Origin of the sequence: Streptomyces sp. NPDC089799, from assembly GCF_040684755.1 — a bacterium.
GTDB lineage: Bacteria > Actinomycetota > Actinomycetes > Streptomycetales > Streptomycetaceae > Streptomyces.
Genome location: NZ_JBFBGR010000039.1, coordinates 1 through 21,284, shown reverse-complemented (window position 1 = coordinate 21,284; position 21,284 = coordinate 1). Strand labels below are relative to the sequence as shown.

Genomic DNA, 21,284 nt, shown 5'->3' with positions numbered 1-21,284 from the left:
CGTCCGCGGCTCCCGGCGCCCGCCGGGCCCCGGCCGTAGGCTCGCGGCATGTCTGGAACTCTGAAGGGCAAGGTCGCCCTGGTCGCCGGGGGAACCCGGGGCGCGGGCCGGGGCATCGCCGTGCAGCTGGGCGCGGCCGGCGCGACGGTGTACGTGACGGGGCGCAGCACCACCGGCCGGCGGTCGGAGTACGACCGCCCGGAGACGGTGGAGGAGACCGCCGCACTGGTCACCGCGGCGGGCGGGCGGGGCGTCCCGGTGGTGTGCGACCACCTGGAGCACGCCCGGGTGGAGGCGCTGGTCGCCCGGATCGACTCCGAGCAGGGGCGGCTGGACGTGCTGGTGAACGACATCTGGGGCGGGGACCCGCTGTTCGAATGGGATGCCCCGGTCTGGGAGCACGACCTGGACAACGGGCTGCGGCTGCTCCGCCTGGCCGTGGAGACCCATGCGGTCACCAGCCATTTCGCGCTGCCGCTGCTGCTGCGCACGCCGGGCGGCGGCGGCCTGGTGGTGGAGGTGACGGACGGGACCGAGGAGTACAACCGGTCGAACTACCGGGTGTCGTTCTTCTACGACCTCGCCAAGTCGGCGGTGCTGCGGATGGGCTACGCGCTCGGGCACGAGCTGGGGCCGCGGGGTGCGACGGCGGTGGCGCTGACCCCGGGCTGGCTGCGCTCGGAGCGCATGCTGGAGGCGTACGGCGTGACGGAGGAGAACTGGCGGGACGCCTGCCGGCGGAACCCGCACTTCGCGATCTCGGAGACGCCGTCCTACGTCGGCCGTGCGGTGGCGGCCCTGGCCGCCGACCCGGAGGTCGCCCGCTGGAACGGGCGGTCCCTGTCGAGCGGGCAGCTGGCCCGTGAGTACGGCTTCACGGACCTGGACGGCAGCCGACCGGACGCCTGGCGGTACCTGGTGGAGGTCCAGGACCCGGGCCTCCCTGCCGACACCACCGGCTACCGCTAGGGGGTGTCTTCCGGAGGGGCCCGGATCCGGCCCGGGTCGGGGGAGAACCGGGCCGGATCGGGGCGGAACGGGGCCAGGTCGCGGCGGAACGGGGGACGGATCCCGGCGCACCGGGCGCCGGACCGGTCCGGGTCAGTCCTCTTCCTCCAGCCGGCGCAGGCGCTCCGTGTCGCAGGTGCGGGGGCACGCCTGGCAGGCACGGGCTTCGGGGAGGGTGTAGTACATGCAGCAGCCGAGCCGGGTGCGGGTGCGGTGCTGCGTCCCCTCACGGCCCGCCAGGAGGCGGAAGCCGGCGCCGCCGGGGAACGGCGGGATCGCCTCCGGAAGAAGTTCGGTGGCGGCCTGCACGGCCCGCTCCTCCTGGCCCAGCGTCCGGCCCAGGTACCAGATGCCGGAGATCAGACAGTCGGCCGCCATGCCCCACGAGGCCCGTGGGCCGCGCCGGGTGTGCGGGCCGATGGCCGCCAGCAGGGGGCGCGCGTGGTCGGCGACGGCGGCCCGCAGTTCGGCACGCAGGGCTTCCTCGTCGGCCACCACGCGGGCGCCGCGCAGGCCGGCGGCGGGGTCGTCCGGCAGACAGGCGAAGGCCGAACCGGGCAGTACCCGGAGGCTGTTGGTGGTCCGGTCGCAGCGGATCTCGCGGGGCTTGATGCGCGGCACGCGGCGTTCCAGGTACCAGATGCCGCTCATCAGCAGGCTGACGCCCCAGAGGTGGCGGTTCAGCGCCCGCGAGGCGGCGGCGTCGCCGCGCGGCTCGTGGCCGGTGGCCTCGCGGATGCGGGCGGCCTCGGCCCCGATGAACGCGTCCAGTTCGGCCGGGCCGTCCGCGGGGGCGAGGGCGTCGGCCCATTCGGCGGAGCCGGGCCGCGCGATCCGCGCGTCGAGGTCTTCACAGGTGGCGACCAGGCGCCGGTACCCGAGGGCGAGGAGCCCGGTCGCGGACGCGGAGGGGGTGGACGCGGTGGACGCGGAGGCCGTGGACCCGAAGGCGGTGGACGCGGAGGGGGTGGACGCGGCCGGATCGGCGACCGCCGCCGCGACCCCGGTGGTGGCCGTGGTCATCGGCTCTCCTCGTGCTGCACCACAACGACTCCCGTCCCGTGCCGCATGGTCGCGAACACGCCAACCCGTTAAAGGTAAGCCTTACCTTACTGGTTGTGGATCGAAGAGTCGATACGCGATCACCCCCACGGCCCAACGCCCGCCCCACCCGGTCGGGAGTCACCCGGTTCCGGCCCGGAGCCGCCGCCTCAGGTGCGGGGGAACACCCGCTCGTGGCCGGGGCCGTCGGCCGTGGAGCCCGAGCCCGGAGTGAGGAGGGCCGCCACGGTCGCCCCGTCCACCTCCTGGAGGGTGGCCGGGGACCAGCGCGGGTTGCGGTCCTTGTCGATCACCTGGGCACGGATGCCCTCGACCATGTCGGGCAGACCCCGCAGGGCCGCGCAGGACACCGCGAACTCCCGTTCCAGCGCCTCCTCCAGGGTGCCGAGCGTGCGGGCGCGGCGCAGCGCGGCCAGGGTGACCTTCAGGGCGGTGGGCGACTTCGCCAGGATCGACTCGGCCGCCTCCTTGGCGGCGGGCGCCCCGTGGGCGAGCAGTCGCTCCACGATCTCCTCGACGGTGCCGGCGGAATAGCAGGGGTCGATCCACTCGCGGGCGGCGGCGAGTTCCCCCGCCGGGGCGGTCCCGGCGTACCGCCGCCCCAGCCCGTCGGCCGTGCCCCGGCCCAGCCCGGCGACCAGCTCCGGCAGCCGGGCCGACGGCACGAAGTGGTCGGCGAGCCCGCACAGCAGCGCGTCGGCGGCGCCCACCGCGGTCCCGGTGAGGGCCATGTGGGTGCCGAGCTCGCCGGGGGCCCGGCCGAGCAGCCACGTGCCGCCGACGTCCGGGACGAAGCCGATGCCGGTCTCGGGCATGGCCACGCGGGAGCGCTCGGTGACGATCCGGACGTTCCCGTGGGCCGACACGCCCACGCCGCCGCCCATCACGATGCCGTCCATCAGGACGACGTACGGCTTGGGGTAGTGCGCGATCCGGGCGTTGAGCCGGTACTCGTCCCGCCAGAAGTCCACCGACCCGGTGCCACCGGTGAGGGCGTCCCGGTGGAAGGCGCGTACGTCGCCGCCCGCGCACAGCCCCCGCCCGCCCGCCCCGCTGACGAGCACCTGGACGACCTCCGGATCGTGCTCCCAGGCGTCCAGCGCCTCCGTCATCCGCAGCACCATGGTGTGGGTGAGGGCGTTGAGCGCGGCGGGACGGTCCAGGACGATCCGCCCGGTCCGGCCCTCCCGCACGGTCCGTACGCCGCTGTCCCCGGTCACGGTCATCGCGCCCACTCCTGTCGTTCCGTTCCCGTCGTTCGCCGCCCGCCTCCCGCGCGGAGGCACGGCCCGGTCCTATCCTCATCTTCCATGGGACGGATCATCCTGCCGGTGTCGGTCTCCCTCGACGGGTACTTCGAAGGGCCCGACCGCGAGCTCGACTGGCACCTGGTCGACGACGAGTTGCACACCCACTTCAACGAGCTGAGCGCCCGGATGGCCGCCTTCCTCACCGGTCGGGTCACCCACGAGCTGATGGAGGAGTACTGGCCCGAAGCCGACCGGGATCCGGACCTGAGCGCCCCCGAGGCCGAGTTCGCGGAGATCTGGCGGTCCGTGCCGAAGTACGTGTTCTCCCGGACCTGGGACCCGGAGGAACACCGGCGGTGGAACACCACGGTGGTCCGGCACGTGGACCCGGCCGAGATCGAGGCCCTCAAGTCGGCACCCGGCGGGGACCTCCTGCTCGGCGGCGCGGACCTGGCGGCCACCTTCATGCGGCACGGCCTGATCGACGAGTACCGGCTCTACGTCCACCCCGTGGTCCTGGGCGACGGCCGGCCCTTCTTCCCGAGGACGGCCACCAGCACCGTCCTCGGCCTGGCGGACACCCACACCTTCGGCAACGGCGTCGTCCTGCTCCGCTACCTCACCGCGTCGCCGTAGGGGCGGGGTAGGTCCGGGACTGCTTCACGCTGCCGAAGGCGAAGCTCGACTCGATCGAGGCGATGCCGGGAATGGCGTGGATGCGGGTCCGCACCAGGGCCTCGTACGCCTCCAGGCTCTCGATCACCACGCGCAGCAGGTAGTCGCTGCTCCCCGCCATCAGATAGCAGTCCTGGATGTGCTCGATCACGGCCACGTGCGCCTCGAAGGCCGCGACGGCCTCGGCCGTGTGCCGCTCCAGCCGGATCCGCACGAACACGGTGATCGGCAGTCCGTAGGCGACCTGGTCGATCATCGCGGTGTAGCCGCGGATCAGACCGGACTCCTCCAGCCGGCGGACCCGGCGCAGACAGGGCGACGGGGAGAGGCGGACCTTGTCGGCGAGGTCCTGGTTCGACAGCCGGCCGTCCGTCTGCAGCTCGCGGACGATCTGGAGGTCTACGGCGTCCATGGGTGCTCCCGGGCCGGTTCGGGCCGCTTCCCGGCCACTCTTTGGCAGATCCTGCCCCAAACGTATGTTCTGACGGCAGAACTGGCAATCGGCTGCCCCGGCCCAGGGCCTAGCGTTGCCCACGGGCGCGGAACAGCGCCCGTACGGCCTCCGGCACTGGCCGGAAACGTACGACTTCCGGTGATCGGGGAGGGGCGCGGTGCCCGCGACGACGAGCAGGCGGCGGAGAGCCGCGACAGCAGCGGCAGACGCGACGGTGGCGGACACCAAGGGCGCGACGGTGGCGGACGCATCAGCGGCCGGAGCGCCGGCTGCGGCGCCGGCTCCGGTGTCAGGAGTCCCGGCGGCAGGAGTCCCGGCGGCAGCGCCGGCCCGCCGCGGGCCGTCCCCGCAGGCGGCCGGCCTGCTGGCCCTGCTGGCGACCGTGACGATCTGGGCCGCGTTCGCACTGAGCGCCCGGGCCCTGTCCTCCTCCACCCTGCAGCCCGCCGACGCGGCCCTGATCCGCTTCGGCCTGCCCCCGCTGCTGCTCGCCCCCGCCCTGTGGCGGCGGCGCCGGCAGATCGCCGCCGTACGTCCGGGCCCGGCCCTGCAGATCGCCTGCGGTGCCGGGGTGCCCTTCTTCCTGGCGGCCATGTACGGCGGCTCCCTGACCTCCGCGGCGTTCGTCGGGTCGATCGTCCCCGGCGTGGTCCCCCTGTTCGTCTCCGCCATGATGGCGGCCCGCGGGCACGGACTCCCCCGCGGCACCCGGGCCGCCGGCCTGACGCTGATCGCGGCGGGCGTGCTCGCCCTGGTCTGGCGCTACGTGGTCCCCGTCGACAGCGACGTCCTGGCGGGCTCCGGGATGCTGCTGCTGGCCGGCGGCCTGTGGGCGCTGTACACCGTCGGGCTGCAGGAGGTGAACCTCGACCCGGCCGGGTCGATCGGCCTGCTCTGCGTCCCCTCCTTCCTGGTGATCGCGCTGCTGGTGGCCACCGGGGTGCTGCCCACCTCGCTCGGCAGTGCCACGGCCTCGGACATCGCCCTCTTCACCGTGGTCCAGGGCCTGGGCGTCGGCCTGTGCGCCGGACTGCTGTACGCCTTCGCGATCCGGCGGCTCGGGGCGCAGCGCAGCGCCGTGATCGGCACCCTCAGCCCGGTGCTCGTCGTCCTGCTGGCCGTCCCGCTGCTGGACGAGGCCCCGACCCTCGCCGTCGCCCTCGGCGTCCCCGTCATCACCGCGGGCGTCCTGCTCGCCAACCGTTCCGCCGGTCGTTCCGCCGATCCTTCCGCCACCCGCGCCGCCGACCGTCCCGCCGACGGCCCCGCCACCCGAACCGAGGTCTCCACCGATGCTTGAGCTGCTCCCCGCCCCGCCCGTGGACCCGCTGTGGGAGCTGACCGCGGCGTACGGTGCCGACGACCGCCCCGAGCGGCTGAACCTGGTCCTCGGCGTGTACCGCGACGAGGCGGGCACCACGCCCGTCATGCGTGCGGTCCGCGAGGCCGAGATCGTGCTGGCGGACCGGTCCGCGTCCAAGGAGTACCGGGGCCTGTCCGGCAACACCGCCTTCAACCGCGCCATGCTGCGGACCGTGCTCGGCTCCGGCGGCGGCGCGGCCGGCGGTCCGGCCGCCGTCCCCGGTGACGGTCCGGCCGCCCGGGCGACCGCGATCCAGACGGTCGCCGGCACCGGAGCCCTGCGGCTGCTCGCCGACCTGGTGCGGCACACCCGCCCCGGCACCACCGTGTGGATCAGCGACCCGGCCTACGTGAACCACCGCCCGATCATGGAGGCGGCCGGCCTGCGGGTGCGCACGTACCGCTGGGTGGGGGCCGACGGACACCACGACGCCGCGGGCATGCTGGAGGACCTGCGGCAGGCGGGCCGCGACGAGGTCGTGCTGCTCCAGGGCTGCTGCCACAACCCGACCGGGGTGGACCCGTCCGCCCGGACCTGGGCGGACCTCGCCGACCTGGCCGGGCGGAACGGCTGGGTCCCGCTGGTCGACCTGGCGTACCACGGGCTGGGCGACGGCCTGGAGGCCGACCTCGCCCCCACCCGGATGCTGGCCGAACGGCTCCCGGAACTGCTGATCGCGGTCAGCTGCTCCAAGAACTTCGGCCTCTACGCCGACCGCACCGGCTGCGCCATCGTGCTGAGCCCGTCCGCGCGGGCGCTCCGCCACGTGGACACGGCCCTGCAGAACGCGGCCCGCACCCTCTACTCGATGCCGCCCGAGCACGGCGCGGCCATCGTCGCGACCATCCTGGAGGACGAGGCCCTGCGCGCCTCCTGGCAGGCCGAGCTGGACACCATGCGGGGCCGGATCCGCGCCAACCGGGCGGCCCTGACCCTGCAGCTGGCCGATCTGGGCCGGCCGGCCCTGGCGGCGGTCCTGGCCGGCCAGAAGGGCATGTTCTCCACCCTGCCGCTGAACGAGGAGCAGATGCTGCGGCTGCGCGGCGAGTTCGCGATCTACGGCACCACCACCGGCCGCATCAACATCGCCGGGATACAGGCGGAGCGCATCCCCTGCCTGGCCCGCGGCATCGCCGCGGTCAGCGGCGCCTGACGGGGACCGCGCGCGTACACCGCCGCCCGCAGGCGCCCATCCGGGTGCCCTCGGCCGGCTTCCGGCCCTCCGGTGCCCGGTGCACGTCCTGCGCCGTGGCCCGGCCGGCGGCGGCCGCACCGGGCGGCCGGGCGAAACGCCCGATCGCCCCGGCGGCCCGCCCCGGCCGGACCGCTTCCGCCGCCCCTTCTCCTTCTTCCGCCTACTTCTTCCGCTTCCAGAGGGTGACCTCGGTGCGGTACGTCGGGACGTTGTACTGCGTTTCGTTCGAGGGCTCGACGTCGACGATCTTGACCAGGGCGAGGTTGCCCTTGGAGGTGACCGTGCACAGCAGGTCGCCCTTGGCGATCTGGCTGTCCGCTCCGTTGACGTCGGCCCTGGTGAGGTCGTTCGGGATCGGGTCGGTGGCCGCGCCCGTCTCGCACTCCTCCGGGGTCATGCCCTTGCTCTTGCCGAAGGGCGTGTCCGTCTGGACGCCGTCGAAACGCATCTGGATCTCGCGGTCGCCGCTGCTGATGCCCTCCATGAAGGGCGCCACCTTGGGGAAGTCGAGGTCGACGTCGTTGTACTTGCCGAACGCCCTGGGGCCCAGCATCTTCAGCGGCGTGTCCTTGAACACCACCGTGTAGGCGGGGGCGGCCGGGGAGGCGGGCGGCGTCGAGGCGGAGGGCTTCGCACCGCCGTTCGCCGCAACGGGCCCGGAGGGGCTGCTCTTGGCCCCGTCCGCGGCCTTGCCGTCGCTGCTGCCGGTGGCCCGGGTGTCCTTGTCCCCCTTGTCGTCCCCGCCGCTGGTGACGTACCAGGCGCCGCCCGCCACCAGGGCGAGCACCACGATGCCCGCCCCCGCGATCAGCGGCACCTTGCTCCGGCCGCGGCCGCCGGCCGGGGCCGCCGGGGCACCGGACGCCGTGGGCGGGGCGTAGGGCGCGGCCGCCGGGTACGGGCCACTGCCCGGGCCCTGCGTGGGCGCGTACGCCGGGTGGGCCGTCCCGGCGGGGCCCTGGGTGGGGGCGTACGCCGCCGGGGTCGGCGCGGGCGCCGCCTGGGTGGGGACGTACGGAGCAGCCGGCTGACCCGGCGGAGCGGTCTGCGGGGCCTGTGTGGGCGCGTATCCGGGCGGGGCCTGGGGCGGCGGCGTGTGGGTGGGCGCGTACGCCGGCGGGGCCGGGGCCGCGGGCGCCGCCGGGGAGTGTGCGGGCGCGGGCGGGGTCTGGGCGAGGTGCTCGCGCCGGGCGATGGCCTCGGCGAGCGGGGCGGGCAGCCAGCCGTCGAAGTCGCGCAGGGGGCGGCCGGCGGACTTCTCGCACCACTCGGCGAGTTCGGTCGGTCCGGGGCGGGCGGCGGGGTCGGCCGCCAGGCAGCGCTCCAGCAGCGGCCGCAGCTCGTCCGGGTAGCCGCTCAAGTCGGGTGCCTGCTGGGGGGTGTTGGCTATGGAGGCGGCGATGGAGATGCCGGCGCCGTCGCCGTAGGGGTGCCGTCCGGTGGCGGTGACGGCGGCGATCAGGCCGAGGGCGAAGATGTCGGTGGCGGGGGTGACCTGCCGGCCGAGGGCGTGCTCGGGCGACATGTACTGCGGGGTGCCGACGAAGCCGCCGCTGCGGGTGAGCTGGGTGGTGTCGGTGGCCCGCGCGATGCCGAAGTCGATGACGAAGGGGCCGTTCTGCCCGAGCAGGATGTTGCTGGGCTTGAGGTCCCGGTGGATGACCTGGGCGGCGTGCACCGAGTGCAGCGCCCGCGCGGTGCAGCCGATCAGCTGGAACACCGCGGGCAGCGGCAGCGGTCCGTACGCCCCGAGGGCGTCGGCGAGCGCGATGCCCGGGATGAACGCGCTGGCCAGCCACGGCTGTTCGCCGCTGGTGTCGTGGTCGAGCACCGGCACGATGTGGTAGCCCTGCACACGGCGGGCCGACTGCACCTCGTGCTCGAAGCGGTCCCGGAAGTCCTTCTCCTGCGCGAACTCGCGGCGGATGACCTTGAGGGCGACCGGCTGGTTGCCCCGGGTCCGGGAGAGGTAGACGGACCCCATCCCGCCCTCACCGATCCTGGCGAGCAACCGGTAACCGGCGATCTCCCGAGGATCGTTCGGCCCGAGTGGGCTCAGTACGGCGTCGTCGGCGTTGGGCATCCGTCCCCCTAGTTGATCTCGAAGTGGAGATCGTATAGGGCCGTTCCGGACTGCTCCGGAACGGCCCCCTGCACCCGGGGAGTTCAGCTCGGGGCGGGCACGTGCCGCTCGACCCCTTCCGCCGGCCGGGGCGCCGACTCCCGTTTCAGGAGCGCTCGGAGGCCGGTACGACGGAGGGCTCGGCGGTGTCGGTGGCAGCCGCGCCGGCCTCCGCGGCGGCAGCGGCGGTGCGGTCGGCCTCGCGGAGTCTTTCGTGGGGGCGGCGGACGGTGAGGTAGAGCAGGCCGGTGCCCAGCACCACGCCGGTGCCCAGCAGGGCGGCCCACACCTGGTACCAGGGGGCGTCGGGCGGCGCGAGGATCGCGCGCGGCCAGCAGACGTTGACCACCTCGAAGGCGGTCCAGGCCACGGCGAGCAGGTTGAGGACGGTGCCCTTGCGGCCCTGCCGGATGTGCCCGGAGGGAACCCAGGTCCCGCGGAGCCGGGCGACGAGCGCGGCGAAGGAGACGAGGAAGAACGGGAGGTAGGTGGCCGCGGTGCCGAAGGCGATCAGGCTGCCGATGGCGGTGGCGTTCAGGCCGAGGGCCAGTGCGCTCCCGCTGATGAGGGTGGAGGCGACCAGCCCGCCGATCGGCGCCCGGCGCCGGTTGACCTTGCGGACCTGGCGGGAGAAGGGGAAGACCCCGTCCCGGGCCAGCGAGAAAAGGCCGCGGGCGGCACCGCCCTGGGAGGCCATCGCGCAGGCCAGGAACCCGACCAGCACCACGACCACGAACGGCTTGTCGGACCAGCCGCCGAAGGCGTGCACGACCGCCGTGGTCACCGGGTCGACGTCCTTGCCCGCCACCACGTCCGCGGGCGCCGGGTGGGCGAGGGCCACGGCCATCGCGTTGAGGATGACGACCAGTCCGACGCTGAGCAGGGCCCACCACATGGCGCGCGGCACCTGGCGGCCGGCGTCCTTGGTCTCCTCCGCGGTGGAGACGCAGGCGTCGAAGCCGATGAAGGCCCATCCGGCGACGGCGACCGCCGCGAGGAAGCCGAGGACGGTGGAACCGCCGGACAGGGCTTCCGCGCCGAGGGTCTCGGTGAACAGCGGGAAGCCGTGCTCCCGGAAGAACAGCAGCAGGATCAGCCCCACCAGCACGGACGCGACGGCCTCCGCCGCAATCCCGAGCGAGACGAACCACCGCAGGAGGGTGATGCCGTACGCATTGACCAGCATGCAGCAGAGCAGGATGCCGACGGCGACGGCGACCAGTCCGCGCGGTGTGGGGGTGGCCCCCACCAGGGCGAACACCCACGGTGCCGCGAGGTAGGCCACCGTGGTGTTGCCGAACATCACGGCGAACTGCCACACCCAGCCGCTGAGCCAGCCGAACGCCGGCCCCAGCAGCCGCCTGCCCCACTGGTACGGGCCGCCGGCCAGGGGCCATTGCGAGGTGAGCTCGGCGTAGACGTTGACCACCAGGCACTGTCCGGCGAGCACCAGCGGCAGGGCCCACACCCAGAGCGGGCCGGCGACCGTGGTCCCCACCATGGAGACGGCGTAGAGGGCGACGACCGGGGAGACCACCGCGAAGCCCATGGAGATGTTGCCGAGGATGCCCAGGCTGCGGCGCAGCTCCTGGCGGTAGCCGAGGTCGCGGAGCCGGGCGGCGTCCGCGTCGGCCGCGACTTGGGCCGGGGCCTGCGCCTGCGCCTGGGGCTGTGGCTGGGCCTGGGGCTGTGGCTGGGCCTGGGGCTGTGGCTGGGCCTGGGGCTGTGGCTGGGCCTGCGGAGCGGCCGGGATCCGGCCGTTCGGCGTGTTGTTCATGATCACCTCACCGGGGCGCCGCCGGGCCGCCATCGGCCCCGCGAGCGCTAAATCTAACCGCGTTAGGTAAACGGGGTGGCTGGAATGTAGCGGTGCACCCACGGACTTGTGAAGCGTTCCCGGCGGGTAATCTGCGGAGCCGAGGACACGGGGCCGCAGAGGAGTCGCACATGGCACGGCCGAGCCAGACCCTGCTCAGCCGCGCGATCATCGCCCGCGCGGCTCTGGAGCTGCTGGACGAGCAGGGCCCGGAGGCCCTGAAGATGCGGACGATCGCCGACCGGCTGGGCGTGCGCGGAGCCTCGCTGTACCACCACGTCGCGTCCAAGGAGGACCTGCTCGACGCGGTCGCGGAGCTGATCAACGACGAGATCGACCTGGGTCCGCTGACCGACCCGGGCGGCCCGGAGGGCATCGCCGCGTACGCGCACGGCTACCGCCGCGTCTACCTCCGGTACCCGCAGATGATCCCGCTCGTCGCCCGTCACCGGGTCTCCTCGGACAAGGCGCTGCGCGGCTACGACGCCCTGCTCGGGGCCCTGGTCCGGACCGGCTGCACCCCCGCGGGCGCCGCCGAGGCGGCGGCCGCCCTGGACAACCTGGTCCTGGGCTCGGCCCTGGAGACCTTCACGGCCGGCTTCACCCGCTCCCCCGCCGACTACCTCCCGCGCTACCCGGACCTCGCGGCGTCCCTGGGGGCCGCGGAAGCGGACCCGGGCGGCCTGCAGGGGCCGGACGGCCTGGACGCCCGGGGCTTCGACCTCGGCCTGCGCCTGCTGCTGCGGGGCCTGGCCTCCTCCTGAGCTCCCCGGCGGCCGCCAGGCCCCGGCCGGCCCCGCCCAGCCGCCCGGCCGGCGCCCGGGCCGGCGCCCGCTCAGCCCCCGGTCAGCGACAGGCCGCACCACAGCGCGGCGACGGCGGCCGCGAGGGCGGCGGGCGTGGTCAGCAGGCCGAGGCGGGTGAACTCGCCGAGGGACACCCGGTCCTCGTGCTCATGGACGATGCGCCGCCACAGCAGGGTGGCGAGGGAGCCGGCGTAGGTGAGGTTCGGGCCGATGTTCACCCCGATCAGGACCGCCAGCACCGGGCCGGGACCGGCGGGGGCGACGAGCGGCAGCAGCGCGAGGACCGCCGGCAGGTTGTTGATCAGGTTGGCCAGCAGGGCGGCCACGGCGGCCACCGCCAGCAGCGCGGGGAGCGTACCGCCGTCCGGCAGGACGCCCGCCAGGGCGGTGCCGAGGCCGTGGTCGACGACCGCCCGGACGACGATGCCCAGCGCCAGGACGAACAGGCAGAAGCCGGGGGCGGCCGAGGCCGCCAGCCGCCCGGCCGTCGTACGGCGCCGCGGCAGGGCGCGTACGGCCAGCACCAGCGTCCCGGCCAGCGCGGCCCAGGCCGGGCTCGCCCCGGCGAAGGAGGCGGCGGCGAAGCCGGCCAGGGTCAGGGCGAGCACCGCCACGGTGAAGCGGGACACCCGGACGGGGCTCCCGGCTCCCGGGCCCTCACCCCCGGCCCCGCCCTCGGTCTCGTCCTCGGTCTCGTCCTCGGCCCCACCCTCGCCTTCCCGGCCGGCCCGGACCCCGGCCGGGGCCGCCCCCTCCCGTACGCCCGCCGACTCGGCGAGGTCGGCCCGGAAGAAGCGGCGGAAGACGAGGTACTCGACGCCGATCGCGGCCAGCCAGGGCAGTGCCATGAGCGCCGCGAACCGGGTGAAGGAGAGCCCGCTCGCGGTGAAGGCCAGCAGGTTGGTGAGGTTGGACACCGGCAGCAGGAGCGAAGCGGAGTTCGCCAGGTGGGCGGTGGCGTAGACGTGCGGCCGGGGTGCGGCGCCCAGCCGGGCGACGGTCGCGTAGACCACCGGGGTCAGCAGGACCACCGTGGCGTCCAGGCTGAGTGCGGCGGTGGTGACGGCGGCCACCGTGAACACCCCGCCCAGCAGGGTGCGCGGGCTGCGCCCGCACCGGCGGGCCACGGCCTCGCCGGCGGCCCGGAACAGGCCGTCGTCGGCGCACAGCCGCGCGAGCACCAGGATCACGGCGAGGAAGCCCACCACCGGCAGCAGGTCGGCGGCCTGCTCCCACGCGTCGCGCGGGGAGACCACCCCGAGTCCGACCAGCAGCCCTGCGGCCGGCACCGCGGCCACCGCCTCCGGCAGCCCGCGCGGGCGCACGACGGCGAACGCGAGCACGCAGAGCAGCAGGACGAGCGACAGCGACTCGGCTGTGACGGTGTTCAGCACGCACTCCCGGCAACGGAACCCAAGCGGGCCGGACGGACTGCGTCACGACCCCGGGGACGGCCCCGGGACCACCCCGGGGGCGACCCCGGGGAAGGATCTCACCCCACCGGGCCCCACCGGCACACAGGTGAATTTACTTGCCCTTTACCATCGACTTCGGATACTGTGCGTAACCGAACAGCCTTCCGGGCCCCCCGTGGCCCGCCGAGAAACGAATGGAGCAGCGCCCCGCAATGGGTGAACCTCCCAGTCCCTGCCGTGCCACGTCCTGCCCGCAGACCCCCGGGGTCCTTGAGCCGGGAGCGGGGGTGGCACGGTGACCGAGATCCTGCTGCTCCTCCTCGCGCTCGCGCTGACGCTGGCGTGTGCGGTGTTCGTCGCCGCCGAGTTCTCCCTGACCACGGTCGAGCGCAGCGAGCTGGTGCGGGCTGCCGCCGCCGGTGAGCGCGGCGCCGAGAGCGCCCTGAAGGCCGCGAAGAGGCTGACCTTCCAGCTGTCCGGTGCCCAGCTGGGCATCACGGTGACCTCGCTGGTCATCGGCATGCTCGCGGAGCCTTCGGTGTCGGCGCTGCTGCGCGGTCCGCTGGAGGCCGCCGGTCTGCCGTCCGGTGCGGTCTCCACCACGGCGACCCTGCTGGGCGTGGCCCTCTCCACCATCGTGCTGATGGTGGTGGGCGAGCTGGTCCCGAAGAACTGGGCGATCTCCCACCCGCTGGCCGTCGCCAAGGTCGTGGCCGGTCCGCAGCGTGCCTTCACCGCGGTGTTCGCGCCGCTGATCCGGCACCTGAACAACACCGCCAACCGGCTGGTGCGGCGGTTCGGGCTGGAGCCGGCCGAGGAGCTGGCCTCCGCCCGCACCCCCGAGGAGCTGGTGGCCCTGGCGCGGCACTCGGCCCGCGAGGGCGCCATGGCCGCGGACTCGGCCGAGCTGTTCGTGAAGACCCTCAAGCTGGGCGAGCTGACCGCGGAGAACGTGATGACGCCCCGTGTGGACGTGCAGGCCCTGGAGGTGCACGCCACCGCGCTGGACGCCGCGAACCTGGCCCTGGCCACCGGCATCTCCCGGTTCCCGGTCTACCGGCACACCCTCGACGAGGTGGTCGGCACCGTCCACATCCGTGACGTGCTGGCCCTGGAGGAGGAGAAGCGGGCCCTGACGGCGGTCACCGGTCTGATGACGAAGCCGCTGCTCGTGCCCCACTCCCTCCCCGTCGACACCCTGCTCGGACGTCTCCGCAAGGCCCGCACCATGGCCGTGGTGATCGACGAGTACGGCGGCACGGCCGGTGTCGCCACCGTGGAGGACATCGTCGAGGAGGTCGTCGGCGAGGTCCGCGACGAGCACGACCCGATGGAGGTCCCCGACCTCGTCGAAGCCCCCGACCGCGAGGGCCGCCGGGTGTGGGACGCCGACGGTTCGGTCCGGCTGGACCAGCTGGCCGCGATCGGCCTGGACGCGCCGGAGGGCCCGTACGAGACCCTGGCCGGCCTGATCGCGACCGACCTGGCGCGCATCCCCGTGGAAGGGGACACCGTGACGGTCGGCGGCTGGGAACTGACCGTGCTCGCCATAGACCACCACCGGGCCGACCGGGTGTGCGTCACCGCGCCCGCGGCCGACGACGAGAACGAGAACACCGCGGAGACGTCCGGGGAGGAGGACCGATGACCACCGTGCAGCTGCTGATCGGCGCGCTGACCCTGATCAGCAACGCCTTCTTCGTCGGTGCCGAGTTCGCGCTGATCTCCGTGCGGCGCAGCCAGATCGAACCCGAGGCCGCCAAGGGCAACCGGCGGGCCAGGACCACCCTGTGGGGTCTTCGGCACCTGTCCGCGATGATGGCCACCGCCCAGCTCGGCATCACCGTCTCCTCGCTGGTGCTGGGCGCGGTCGCCGAACCGGCCATCGCGCACCTGCTGGAACCGCCGTTCGCCTCCATCGGCGTGCCGGAGGCGCTGATCCACCCGATCGCGTTCGTGATCGCGCTGACCCTGGCGACGTACCTGCACATGCTGATCGGCGAGATGGTCCCGAAGAACATCGCGCTCGCCGCGCCCGCGCGGACGGCGCTGCTGCTGGGCCCGCCGCTGGTCGCCCTCACCCGGGGGCTGCGCCCGCTGGTCTTCGGCATCAACGCCTTCGCCAACGCCCTGCTGCGGCTGCTGAAGGTGGAGCCGAAGGACGAGGTGGGCGCCGTCTTCACCGACGACGAACTGGCCCGGCTGGTCAAGGACTCGCGGGACGCCGGCCTGATCGGACCCGAGGGCAGCGAGCGGCTCCAGGACGCCCTGGAGCTGGGCACCCGTACGGTCGGCGAGATCATGATCCCGCGCGCCGGGTTCGTCACGGTCGGCCGGGACGTGACCCCGCGCGGGCTGGAACGGGTCGCCGCCGAACACGGCTTCTCCCGCCTGGTCGTCACCGGCTCCGGCGGGGAGATCCTGGGCTTCCTGCACATCAAGGACGCCCTCGGCGCCGCGGACCGCTCGGCCCCGTTCCCGCCGGGCGCCCTGCACACGGTCACCGAGGTGCCGGTCACGACCCCGCTGGACGACACCATGACCGCGATGCGCACCGCGGGCACGCACCTCGCCGCCGTCACGGACGGCCGGGGCACGGTGATCGGCTTCGTGACCATGGAGGACGTACTGGAGGAACTGGTCGGCGAAGCCGCCGCCCCCGGCAGCGGCCGCTGATCCGGAAGCACCGGCGCCGGGCCGGGCCTGCCCCGCCGGCCGGGACCGGCCGGCCGGGTTCGGACAGGCCGGGCTCGCACCGGCTCGGCCGCCGCCGGGATGTCGTCGAGGAAGCCGCCTGACCGGTGCTGCCACAGCTTGGCGTAGGCACCGTCGGCGGCCGGCAGCTCCTGGCGCGTGCCCTGTTCGACGATCCGGCCGTGGTCCGGCACCACCGGCCGGTCAGCCACGCCGTCTCGCACACCCACGGATCGGCGTACATGGACCGAGAGGGGGACCCCCCCTCCCCCTGGCTGCGCCGGCCGCCCCGCCCCGCGCCCCCAGCCCGCCCGTCGTCGCGGCCCGGACTCCGGCCTGCTTCGTGACGTTCGACGTCCTCCGACTCGGGCGGGTCCGGACGGCACAGTGGGAAGATCATTGTGTGCGACGGCCGACACCCGCGGCAACGACGGGCGCGTGGGGGCCTGCCGATGTGAGGAACGTTGCCGTGCATCGTGATCAGTGGGGAGTCTGAGGATCGTGGACGTTGAAATTCCGGCGCCTGTACGCGAGGCGGCGGCCGGGCTCGGCGACGGTGTTCCCTATGCGCTGAAGGCGCTGGCCGGCCGGTTGTCGGAGGACCCCGACCCGGGTCGGCCCTCGACGCTGCCCGGGATCCTCGAGGTGGGTATCGACGGGGACACGTTCCAGGACTGTCCTGCTCTGGTCGTGGGCTACGTCCGTGAGCCCGACCGGATCGAGATCCGGTACGTCTCCCGGGCTCAGGACGAGCCGCCGGCCGACGACGCCGACGACACCGACGACGACCCCGACCAGGGCCACATCCACGATGCGGCTGACGAGGAGACTGTCGGGCGACAGATCGCGGACGCCTGGGCGCGGATCACCGGCTGGCTGGCCGCCCACGCCCCGGCTTCGTACGCGGCGCTGCGTTCCGGGGCCGGCGAGGAAGACATCAACGCCCTTGAAGGCCGTCTCGGTACGCGTGTCCCCGCCGAACTGCGGGCCCTGTGGCGGCTGAGCGCCGGGGACGACGGAGTGTGCCGGGCGGGCTGCCTGCCCGGCAACATGGCGCTCATGCCGCTGGAGAAGGTGGAGGTCGTCCACCGGATGAAGATGCAGCACCATGCCCATCTCGACGCTCCGGAAGTACGGCGCCTTGAAGAGGAGGGGTACACCGTGTGGAAGGCCTGGTGGATTCCCGTGATCATGCTGGGGCCGGAGGACTCCACCTCGGGTTGGTATCTGGACGCGGAGTCCGGGTTCCTGGGGCCCTGGTCCCGCTACAACGACAACTACATCGAGGAACGGGACACGCTGGTCACCTACTTGGAAGAGGCCGCCGACATGCTGGAGTACCCGGCACTGGCCACACGGGACCGCCCCGGCCTGCTCGACGGCCGGCTGGTGTGGATCGACGGCCTGCCGCCCGCCGAGGAGGACGCCTGGCAGCCTCTGGGCCGCTGACCCCACTCCACCACGTGCCAGCCCCGGGCCTGGGCATGCCCAAGCCCGGGGCTGGGCGTCCTTCGCGGCGGCGGCGTGGGCGACGCCGCGCGGGACGCCGCCCGCCCGGCCGTGACGCCGAGATGCCGGCCGACCGGTCCGTGGCAGGCGGTGGACTGACCACCGCCGCACCCTTGAGGGCATCGCCTTGAAGTACCGGAGCGCCTCCTCGACGCGGGCTCGACCGCGGCCTGGGTCGACGTCCATCGCAGGGACCCGGCCCGCTGCCGGATGGCCGCCGCCACACCGCGACCGGCGCCTTCAGTCGGCACGCCGTCGCGAACGCGTCGAACGCCTCACACTGCCGCCCCCGCCCCTGCAATGCCGATCGCGCTCACGAGGGTGCAAGCCGCGCATGTCAGTGGCGTCCGGCAGCATGCCATGACCTCACACGTGAGTGAATCCTGGACTCGTATCGAGAACTGGCTGGCCCAGCACGCCCCGGCAGCCTACGCCGCCCTGGCGCCGCCCGCGACTCCGGTGGAGATCGCCGAGACCGAACGCATCATCGGTGCGCCGCTCCTGAGACCGTTGGTGGCATCGCTGCTGCGGCACAACGGTTTGGTCGGCGGACGGTTCACGCTGCTGCCGGGGTACTTCGAGCCGCTGAGCGCGCGCGAGATCGCCGACGCCTGGAAAAGCCTCACCCCTTACCACGACCAGAGTTTGACGGAGGAGGAAGAGGCAGACGCGGACGACGATTTCCTGACGTCCGGATTTGGTTCCTACGTCCTCTACGGACACCCGGACATGATCCCCTTCGCCCGGGACAACTCCGGGCAGCGGCTTGTGCTGGACCATCGTCGATGGAGCGATCGTGGCCGTGTCCACGAAACCGATCCAGCGGATGGTCTCAGGCGTGTGGCGCATGATGCGTGGAAGTCGCTCCCGGCACTTCTGGAGGGGATGGCCGACGCTCTCGAAACGGGGCGTCCTCTCAACGGTTACATGCCCGCAGTGGACGAAGAGGGGGGATTGTGCTGGGACTTCGAGCGACGCTGGCTCTAGGACATCCTGTAGCCCCGGTTGCTCTCGACGCTGTCTTTGACGACCCTCGTGGCGGGCAGCGCGCGTTGGACCCACTCCCCGAGGCCGTCGGTATGGCTCCGGATTTGGCATCACGCCCCACGGCGTGGGCCACGGGCATTGGGTCTCGTGCCGCTAAACGAAGCGGGCCGCCAGCGCGTGTCTTCTTGATGGGGTGATCAGTTGATCGGATACGCCCGTCCGATCAGTGATCAGCGATGGCATGTGGGACCGGATCGCGCCGCTGATGCCCAGCCCATCGTATGTGCGATGGTCCGGGGCGCTCCGGTACGGCCCGGCGGGGGCGGGGTGGCCGGCTCGTGGAGGTCAAGGGCCTCCGGGCAGGGCGGCGGTCAGACCCCAATCCCGGCACCGACCACCACCGCATGACGTCTCGTCACAGCACACCGCTCCCCCTCGCGGCGTAGATCGGCTACGGATCCGCTCCGGGCCCGCACCGGGGCCGCAGGCAGGTGGCGCAGGGCGAAGGGCCGACCCGTCGCGGAGTCGACCCTCGTGGTGTCCGGCACCGGCATCGGAAGTGTCGGTGCCTGTGCGGGTGGGATCCTGGCTCGGAGGTGGCCGTGGTGAGCCGACCCCCTTGTCGCGCAGATGCCGGAGACCGTGGTCTCCGGCATCTGCCGCTACATCCGCCCTCTTCGCGGGTGGACGCTCCGCCAGCTCACCGTCCCGTCACTCTGCGGGTCTTCCACCCACACGAGAGGGCCACGGACCGCAGCCTCTGCCGCCTTCCACAGCCGGAGCGGATTGAGCAAGCGCACGATGCCCTTCTGCCGGGAGGTACGCAGCCAGTCCTCCTGCTGCTGCTCGACGGTGACGACGGCCTCCGGTGGGGCGGGAGCGAGCAGCGGCACCAGATCGCTGCGCACCGGCGGTCTGCGCCTCGGGACGAGGTAGACGAAGAGAGCGCCGTCGCTCGCTGCCCGAGGTGAGGGCCGCGCGTTGAGTCGGGACCCGTTGCAGCACAGCAGTACATGCTGCTGTTCCAGACTTCGCCGTACTTCCTGAAGGGACCGGAAGAGGTCCGAGGAGCTCGCCGAGTGCACTCGTCCGTCCGTGGCGACCACGTCGATCGTCCACGGCGGGGAGTCCGTGTAGCGAACCACCCACTCCTGTTCCTGTCCGCCGGGCAGAATCGCCCGGACTCGGGTCTGGTTCACTGTGGCAGGTACCCCGGGTTTTCCATGACCTGGCCGGTCGGCATTCCCCAGCTATAGCGTATGGCGCGGATGATGCGCGAGCCGTCGATTCCCGCCGCGAACAGGATCTCCTTCTCCGCCCGGAACACGTAGCCCAGGCCGAGGGCCTTGTTGACGTCGATCCCGGTGCCGGGCGAGTCGATTTCGTAGACCCACGTCGTCCCCTTCGCCTTCTGCGGGAACATGGCGGCCAGGGACGGGTGTTTGGTGGTGCCCACGACGCCGGCCGAGCCCTCGTTGTACCACCCGTAACGCAACAGGTCGAACGGTTCGTCAGAAGCCTGCACCTGGAATCCCTGGGCGAAGACCACCGAGGGATCCCGGCTGTCGCCCCGGTACACCTTGCGAGGTGTGACCCACGCCTTGGGAGTGACGTTCCCGGCTTTCGGCATGGGGTTCGTTACAGGAGGCTTTCCCCTCAACTTGCGCAGTGCGCTGAAGGCGGGGCCGACCAGGCTGGATGCGGCACCCCCTGCGCCTCCGAGCAACAGATCCGACACTTCGGTGGGCTGGCACTGGGCCGCGTTGGTGGCATACGAGTAGCCCGCGCCGACTGCTGTGTTGACTGCTGCGGAGGTGGCCAGGGCGCGGCCTCCGGCGAGGCCGAGGGACCGGGCGGCGAGGTTGCCCGCTCCGGGCATGAAGGCGCCGGCGATTCCGCCGACCACGGCACCCTTGCCCGCTGCCTTGGCCAGTCCGCCGAGGGTGAAGCCTCCGTTGCGGTGCTGCCAGGCGTAGATGCCGCCTTCGACGACGCCGCCGATGACGGCCCCGACGCCGATGCTGACGCAGATCGGGCAGGCACCCGTCGGGTCGGCCTGGTTGACGGGGTCGTTGTTGGCGTAGGCGTAGGTGGAGGAGTTGGCGGGGATTGCGGTGTCCGGGCGGGGGTCCTGTGTGGTGAAGCGTCCGGATGCCGTGTCGTAGCTGCGTGCGGGGAGCTGGACGCGTCCGCTCAGGACGGAGTCCTTGGGGGCGCCGTTGAAGCCGAACGGGCTGGTCTGTTCGGTCCCTCCGCCCGCGGTTCCTTCGGTGGTTCCCCAGGTTCCGTAGGTGTAGCGGTGGGTCTGGGTGCCGGCCTGGTCGAGGACGGAGGTCACCGAGTTCTGGCGGTCGCGGAGGAACCAGTAGGTGGCGTTGCGCGTGTCCAGGGCCTGGGGTTCGCCCTGCGGTCCGTAGTGGTAGTCCGCGAGGAATACCCCGGTGCCGTTCCTCTCGGTGGCCAGGCGCGGGATGTTGCCGTTGACGTCCCACTGGGAGGTGCGCTGGAGTTCGGCGTTCTTCTCGACCGAGGTGCGGTTGCCGTCGGCGTCGTAGGTGAAGGTGAAGGCGTCGTCGCCGATGGCGGCGGACTTCACCCGTCCCAGCGCGTCGTAGGCGTAGGTGCCCGAACCGTCTGTGGTCTGGTTGCCGTCGGCGTCGTAGGTCAGGTCGGTGACCGTGGTGCCGGTGGTGCTCTTGGTCAGCTGGTCGGCCGCGTCGTAGGTGTGGGTCGTGGTCGACGTGCCGGAAGTCGAGGTCAGGCGGTTGCCGGCCTTGTCGTAGGTGTAGCGCTCCCCTTCCGTGCCCGGCAGGCAGGACTCACTGTCGGTGATGTCCGTGCAGGCGCGGGTCAGCCGGCCGGCGTCGTCGTACGCGAAACGTTTCGGCAGGCCGGTGGTGTCACCGGTCTTGAGGGTTTCGGCGGTGA

17 protein-coding genes are annotated in these 21,284 nt (G+C 73.1%); 9 read left to right on the top strand and 8 right to left on the bottom strand.

Features of this window, described 5'->3' with window-relative positions; translation table 11 throughout:
- The first annotated feature begins 48 nt into the window (after positions 1-48).
- The gene (locus AB0O36_RS31165) at positions 49-969 is read left to right on the top strand and encodes an SDR family oxidoreductase (RefSeq protein WP_365115975.1); all 921 of its coding nucleotides are present in this window, start codon (positions 49-51) and stop codon (positions 967-969) included.
- 132 nt (positions 970-1,101) lie between these two features.
- On the opposite strand, the gene AB0O36_RS31160 is transcribed toward AB0O36_RS31165, so the two are convergent.
- Both AB0O36_RS31160 and AB0O36_RS31155 read right to left on the bottom strand, forming a co-directional pair.
- The gene (locus tag AB0O36_RS31160; RefSeq protein WP_365115974.1) at positions 1,102-2,031 is read right to left on the bottom strand and encodes a (2Fe-2S)-binding protein; all 930 of its coding nucleotides are present in this window, start codon (positions 2,029-2,031) and stop codon (positions 1,102-1,104) included.
- A 188-nt stretch (positions 2,032-2,219) separates the two neighbouring features.
- Positions 2,220-3,296: an enoyl-CoA hydratase/isomerase family protein gene (locus AB0O36_RS31155; RefSeq protein ID WP_365115972.1), complete on the bottom strand. Its 1,077-nt coding sequence runs from the start codon at positions 3,294-3,296 to the stop codon at positions 2,220-2,222.
- Between the two features lie 84 nt (positions 3,297-3,380).
- Here AB0O36_RS31155 and AB0O36_RS31150 point away from each other — a divergent pair, with 84 nt between their 5' ends.
- The gene (locus tag AB0O36_RS31150; protein WP_365115970.1) at positions 3,381-3,956 is read left to right on the top strand and encodes a dihydrofolate reductase family protein; all 576 of its coding nucleotides are present in this window, start codon (positions 3,381-3,383) and stop codon (positions 3,954-3,956) included.
- Here the strand turns inward: AB0O36_RS31150 and AB0O36_RS31145 are convergent.
- A complete protein-coding gene (locus tag AB0O36_RS31145) occupies positions 3,940-4,407 on the bottom strand; it encodes an Lrp/AsnC family transcriptional regulator (RefSeq protein WP_365115968.1) in 468 nt (155 codons plus the stop codon). The genes AB0O36_RS31150 and AB0O36_RS31145 overlap by 17 nt on opposite strands.
- 199 nt (positions 4,408-4,606) lie before the next feature.
- Between AB0O36_RS31145 and AB0O36_RS31140 the strand changes: the two genes are divergently transcribed.
- Both AB0O36_RS31140 and AB0O36_RS31135 read left to right on the top strand, forming a co-directional pair.
- A complete protein-coding gene (locus AB0O36_RS31140; protein WP_365115966.1) occupies positions 4,607-5,749 on the top strand; it encodes a DMT family transporter in 1,143 nt (380 codons plus the stop codon).
- Positions 5,742-6,965: an aromatic amino acid transaminase gene (locus AB0O36_RS31135; protein ID WP_365115964.1), complete on the top strand. Its 1,224-nt coding sequence runs from the start codon at positions 5,742-5,744 to the stop codon at positions 6,963-6,965. The genes AB0O36_RS31140 and AB0O36_RS31135 overlap by 8 nt, the downstream gene beginning before the upstream one ends.
- 202 nt (positions 6,966-7,167) lie before the next feature.
- Here the strand turns inward: AB0O36_RS31135 and AB0O36_RS31130 are convergent, their stop codons facing one another.
- Both AB0O36_RS31130 and AB0O36_RS31125 read right to left on the bottom strand, forming a co-directional pair.
- Positions 7,168-9,090 (bottom strand): serine/threonine-protein kinase, encoded by a 1,923-nt coding sequence (locus AB0O36_RS31130; protein ID WP_365115962.1) that lies wholly within the window; start codon positions 9,088-9,090, stop codon positions 7,168-7,170.
- A gap of 145 nt (positions 9,091-9,235) precedes the next feature.
- Positions 9,236-10,906: an APC family permease gene (locus AB0O36_RS31125; protein ID WP_365115961.1), complete on the bottom strand. Its 1,671-nt coding sequence runs from the start codon at positions 10,904-10,906 to the stop codon at positions 9,236-9,238.
- A 170-nt stretch (positions 10,907-11,076) separates the two neighbouring features.
- On the opposite strand from AB0O36_RS31125, the gene AB0O36_RS31120 reads away from it, so the two are divergent.
- Entirely contained in the window at positions 11,077-11,709 is a 633-nt protein-coding gene (locus AB0O36_RS31120; RefSeq protein WP_365115960.1) for a TetR/AcrR family transcriptional regulator, read from the top strand.
- A gap of 71 nt (positions 11,710-11,780) precedes the next feature.
- Here the strand turns inward: AB0O36_RS31120 and AB0O36_RS31115 are convergent, their stop codons facing one another.
- A complete protein-coding gene (locus AB0O36_RS31115) occupies positions 11,781-13,142 on the bottom strand; it encodes an SLC13 family permease (RefSeq protein WP_365116018.1) in 1,362 nt (453 codons plus the stop codon).
- A gap of 319 nt (positions 13,143-13,461) precedes the next feature.
- On the opposite strand from AB0O36_RS31115, the gene AB0O36_RS31110 reads away from it, so the two are divergent.
- The 4 genes from AB0O36_RS31110 to AB0O36_RS31095 all read left to right on the top strand — a co-directional run bounded on the left by AB0O36_RS31110 (position 13,462) and on the right by AB0O36_RS31095 (position 18,356).
- On the top strand, positions 13,462-14,814 hold the full coding sequence (locus tag AB0O36_RS31110; protein ID WP_365115959.1) for a hemolysin family protein: 1,353 nt from the start codon (positions 13,462-13,464) through the stop codon (positions 14,812-14,814).
- Entirely contained in the window at positions 14,811-15,842 is a 1,032-nt protein-coding gene (locus AB0O36_RS31105) for a hemolysin family protein (protein WP_365115957.1), read from the top strand. Before AB0O36_RS31110 ends, AB0O36_RS31105 begins: the two co-directional genes overlap by 4 nt.
- Positions 15,843-16,361: 519 nt before the next feature.
- Positions 16,362-17,309: an SMI1/KNR4 family protein gene (locus AB0O36_RS31100; RefSeq protein ID WP_365115955.1), complete on the top strand. Its 948-nt coding sequence runs from the start codon at positions 16,362-16,364 to the stop codon at positions 17,307-17,309.
- Positions 17,310-17,741: 432 nt separating this feature from the next.
- Positions 17,742-18,356, top strand: a complete 615-nt coding sequence (locus AB0O36_RS31095) for an SMI1/KNR4 family protein (protein ID WP_365115953.1) — start codon at positions 17,742-17,744, stop codon at positions 18,354-18,356.
- A 662-nt stretch (positions 18,357-19,018) separates the two neighbouring features.
- On the opposite strand, the gene AB0O36_RS31090 is transcribed toward AB0O36_RS31095, so the two are convergent.
- Together AB0O36_RS31090 and AB0O36_RS31085 are read right to left on the bottom strand one after the other, a co-directional pair.
- A complete protein-coding gene (locus AB0O36_RS31090; RefSeq protein ID WP_365115951.1) occupies positions 19,019-19,264 on the bottom strand; it encodes a hypothetical protein in 246 nt (81 codons plus the stop codon).
- A 287-nt stretch (positions 19,265-19,551) separates the two neighbouring features.
- Positions 19,552-21,284 (bottom strand): RHS repeat-associated core domain-containing protein (locus AB0O36_RS31085; protein WP_365115950.1); only part of this gene is annotated, 1,733 nt, incomplete at its 5' end.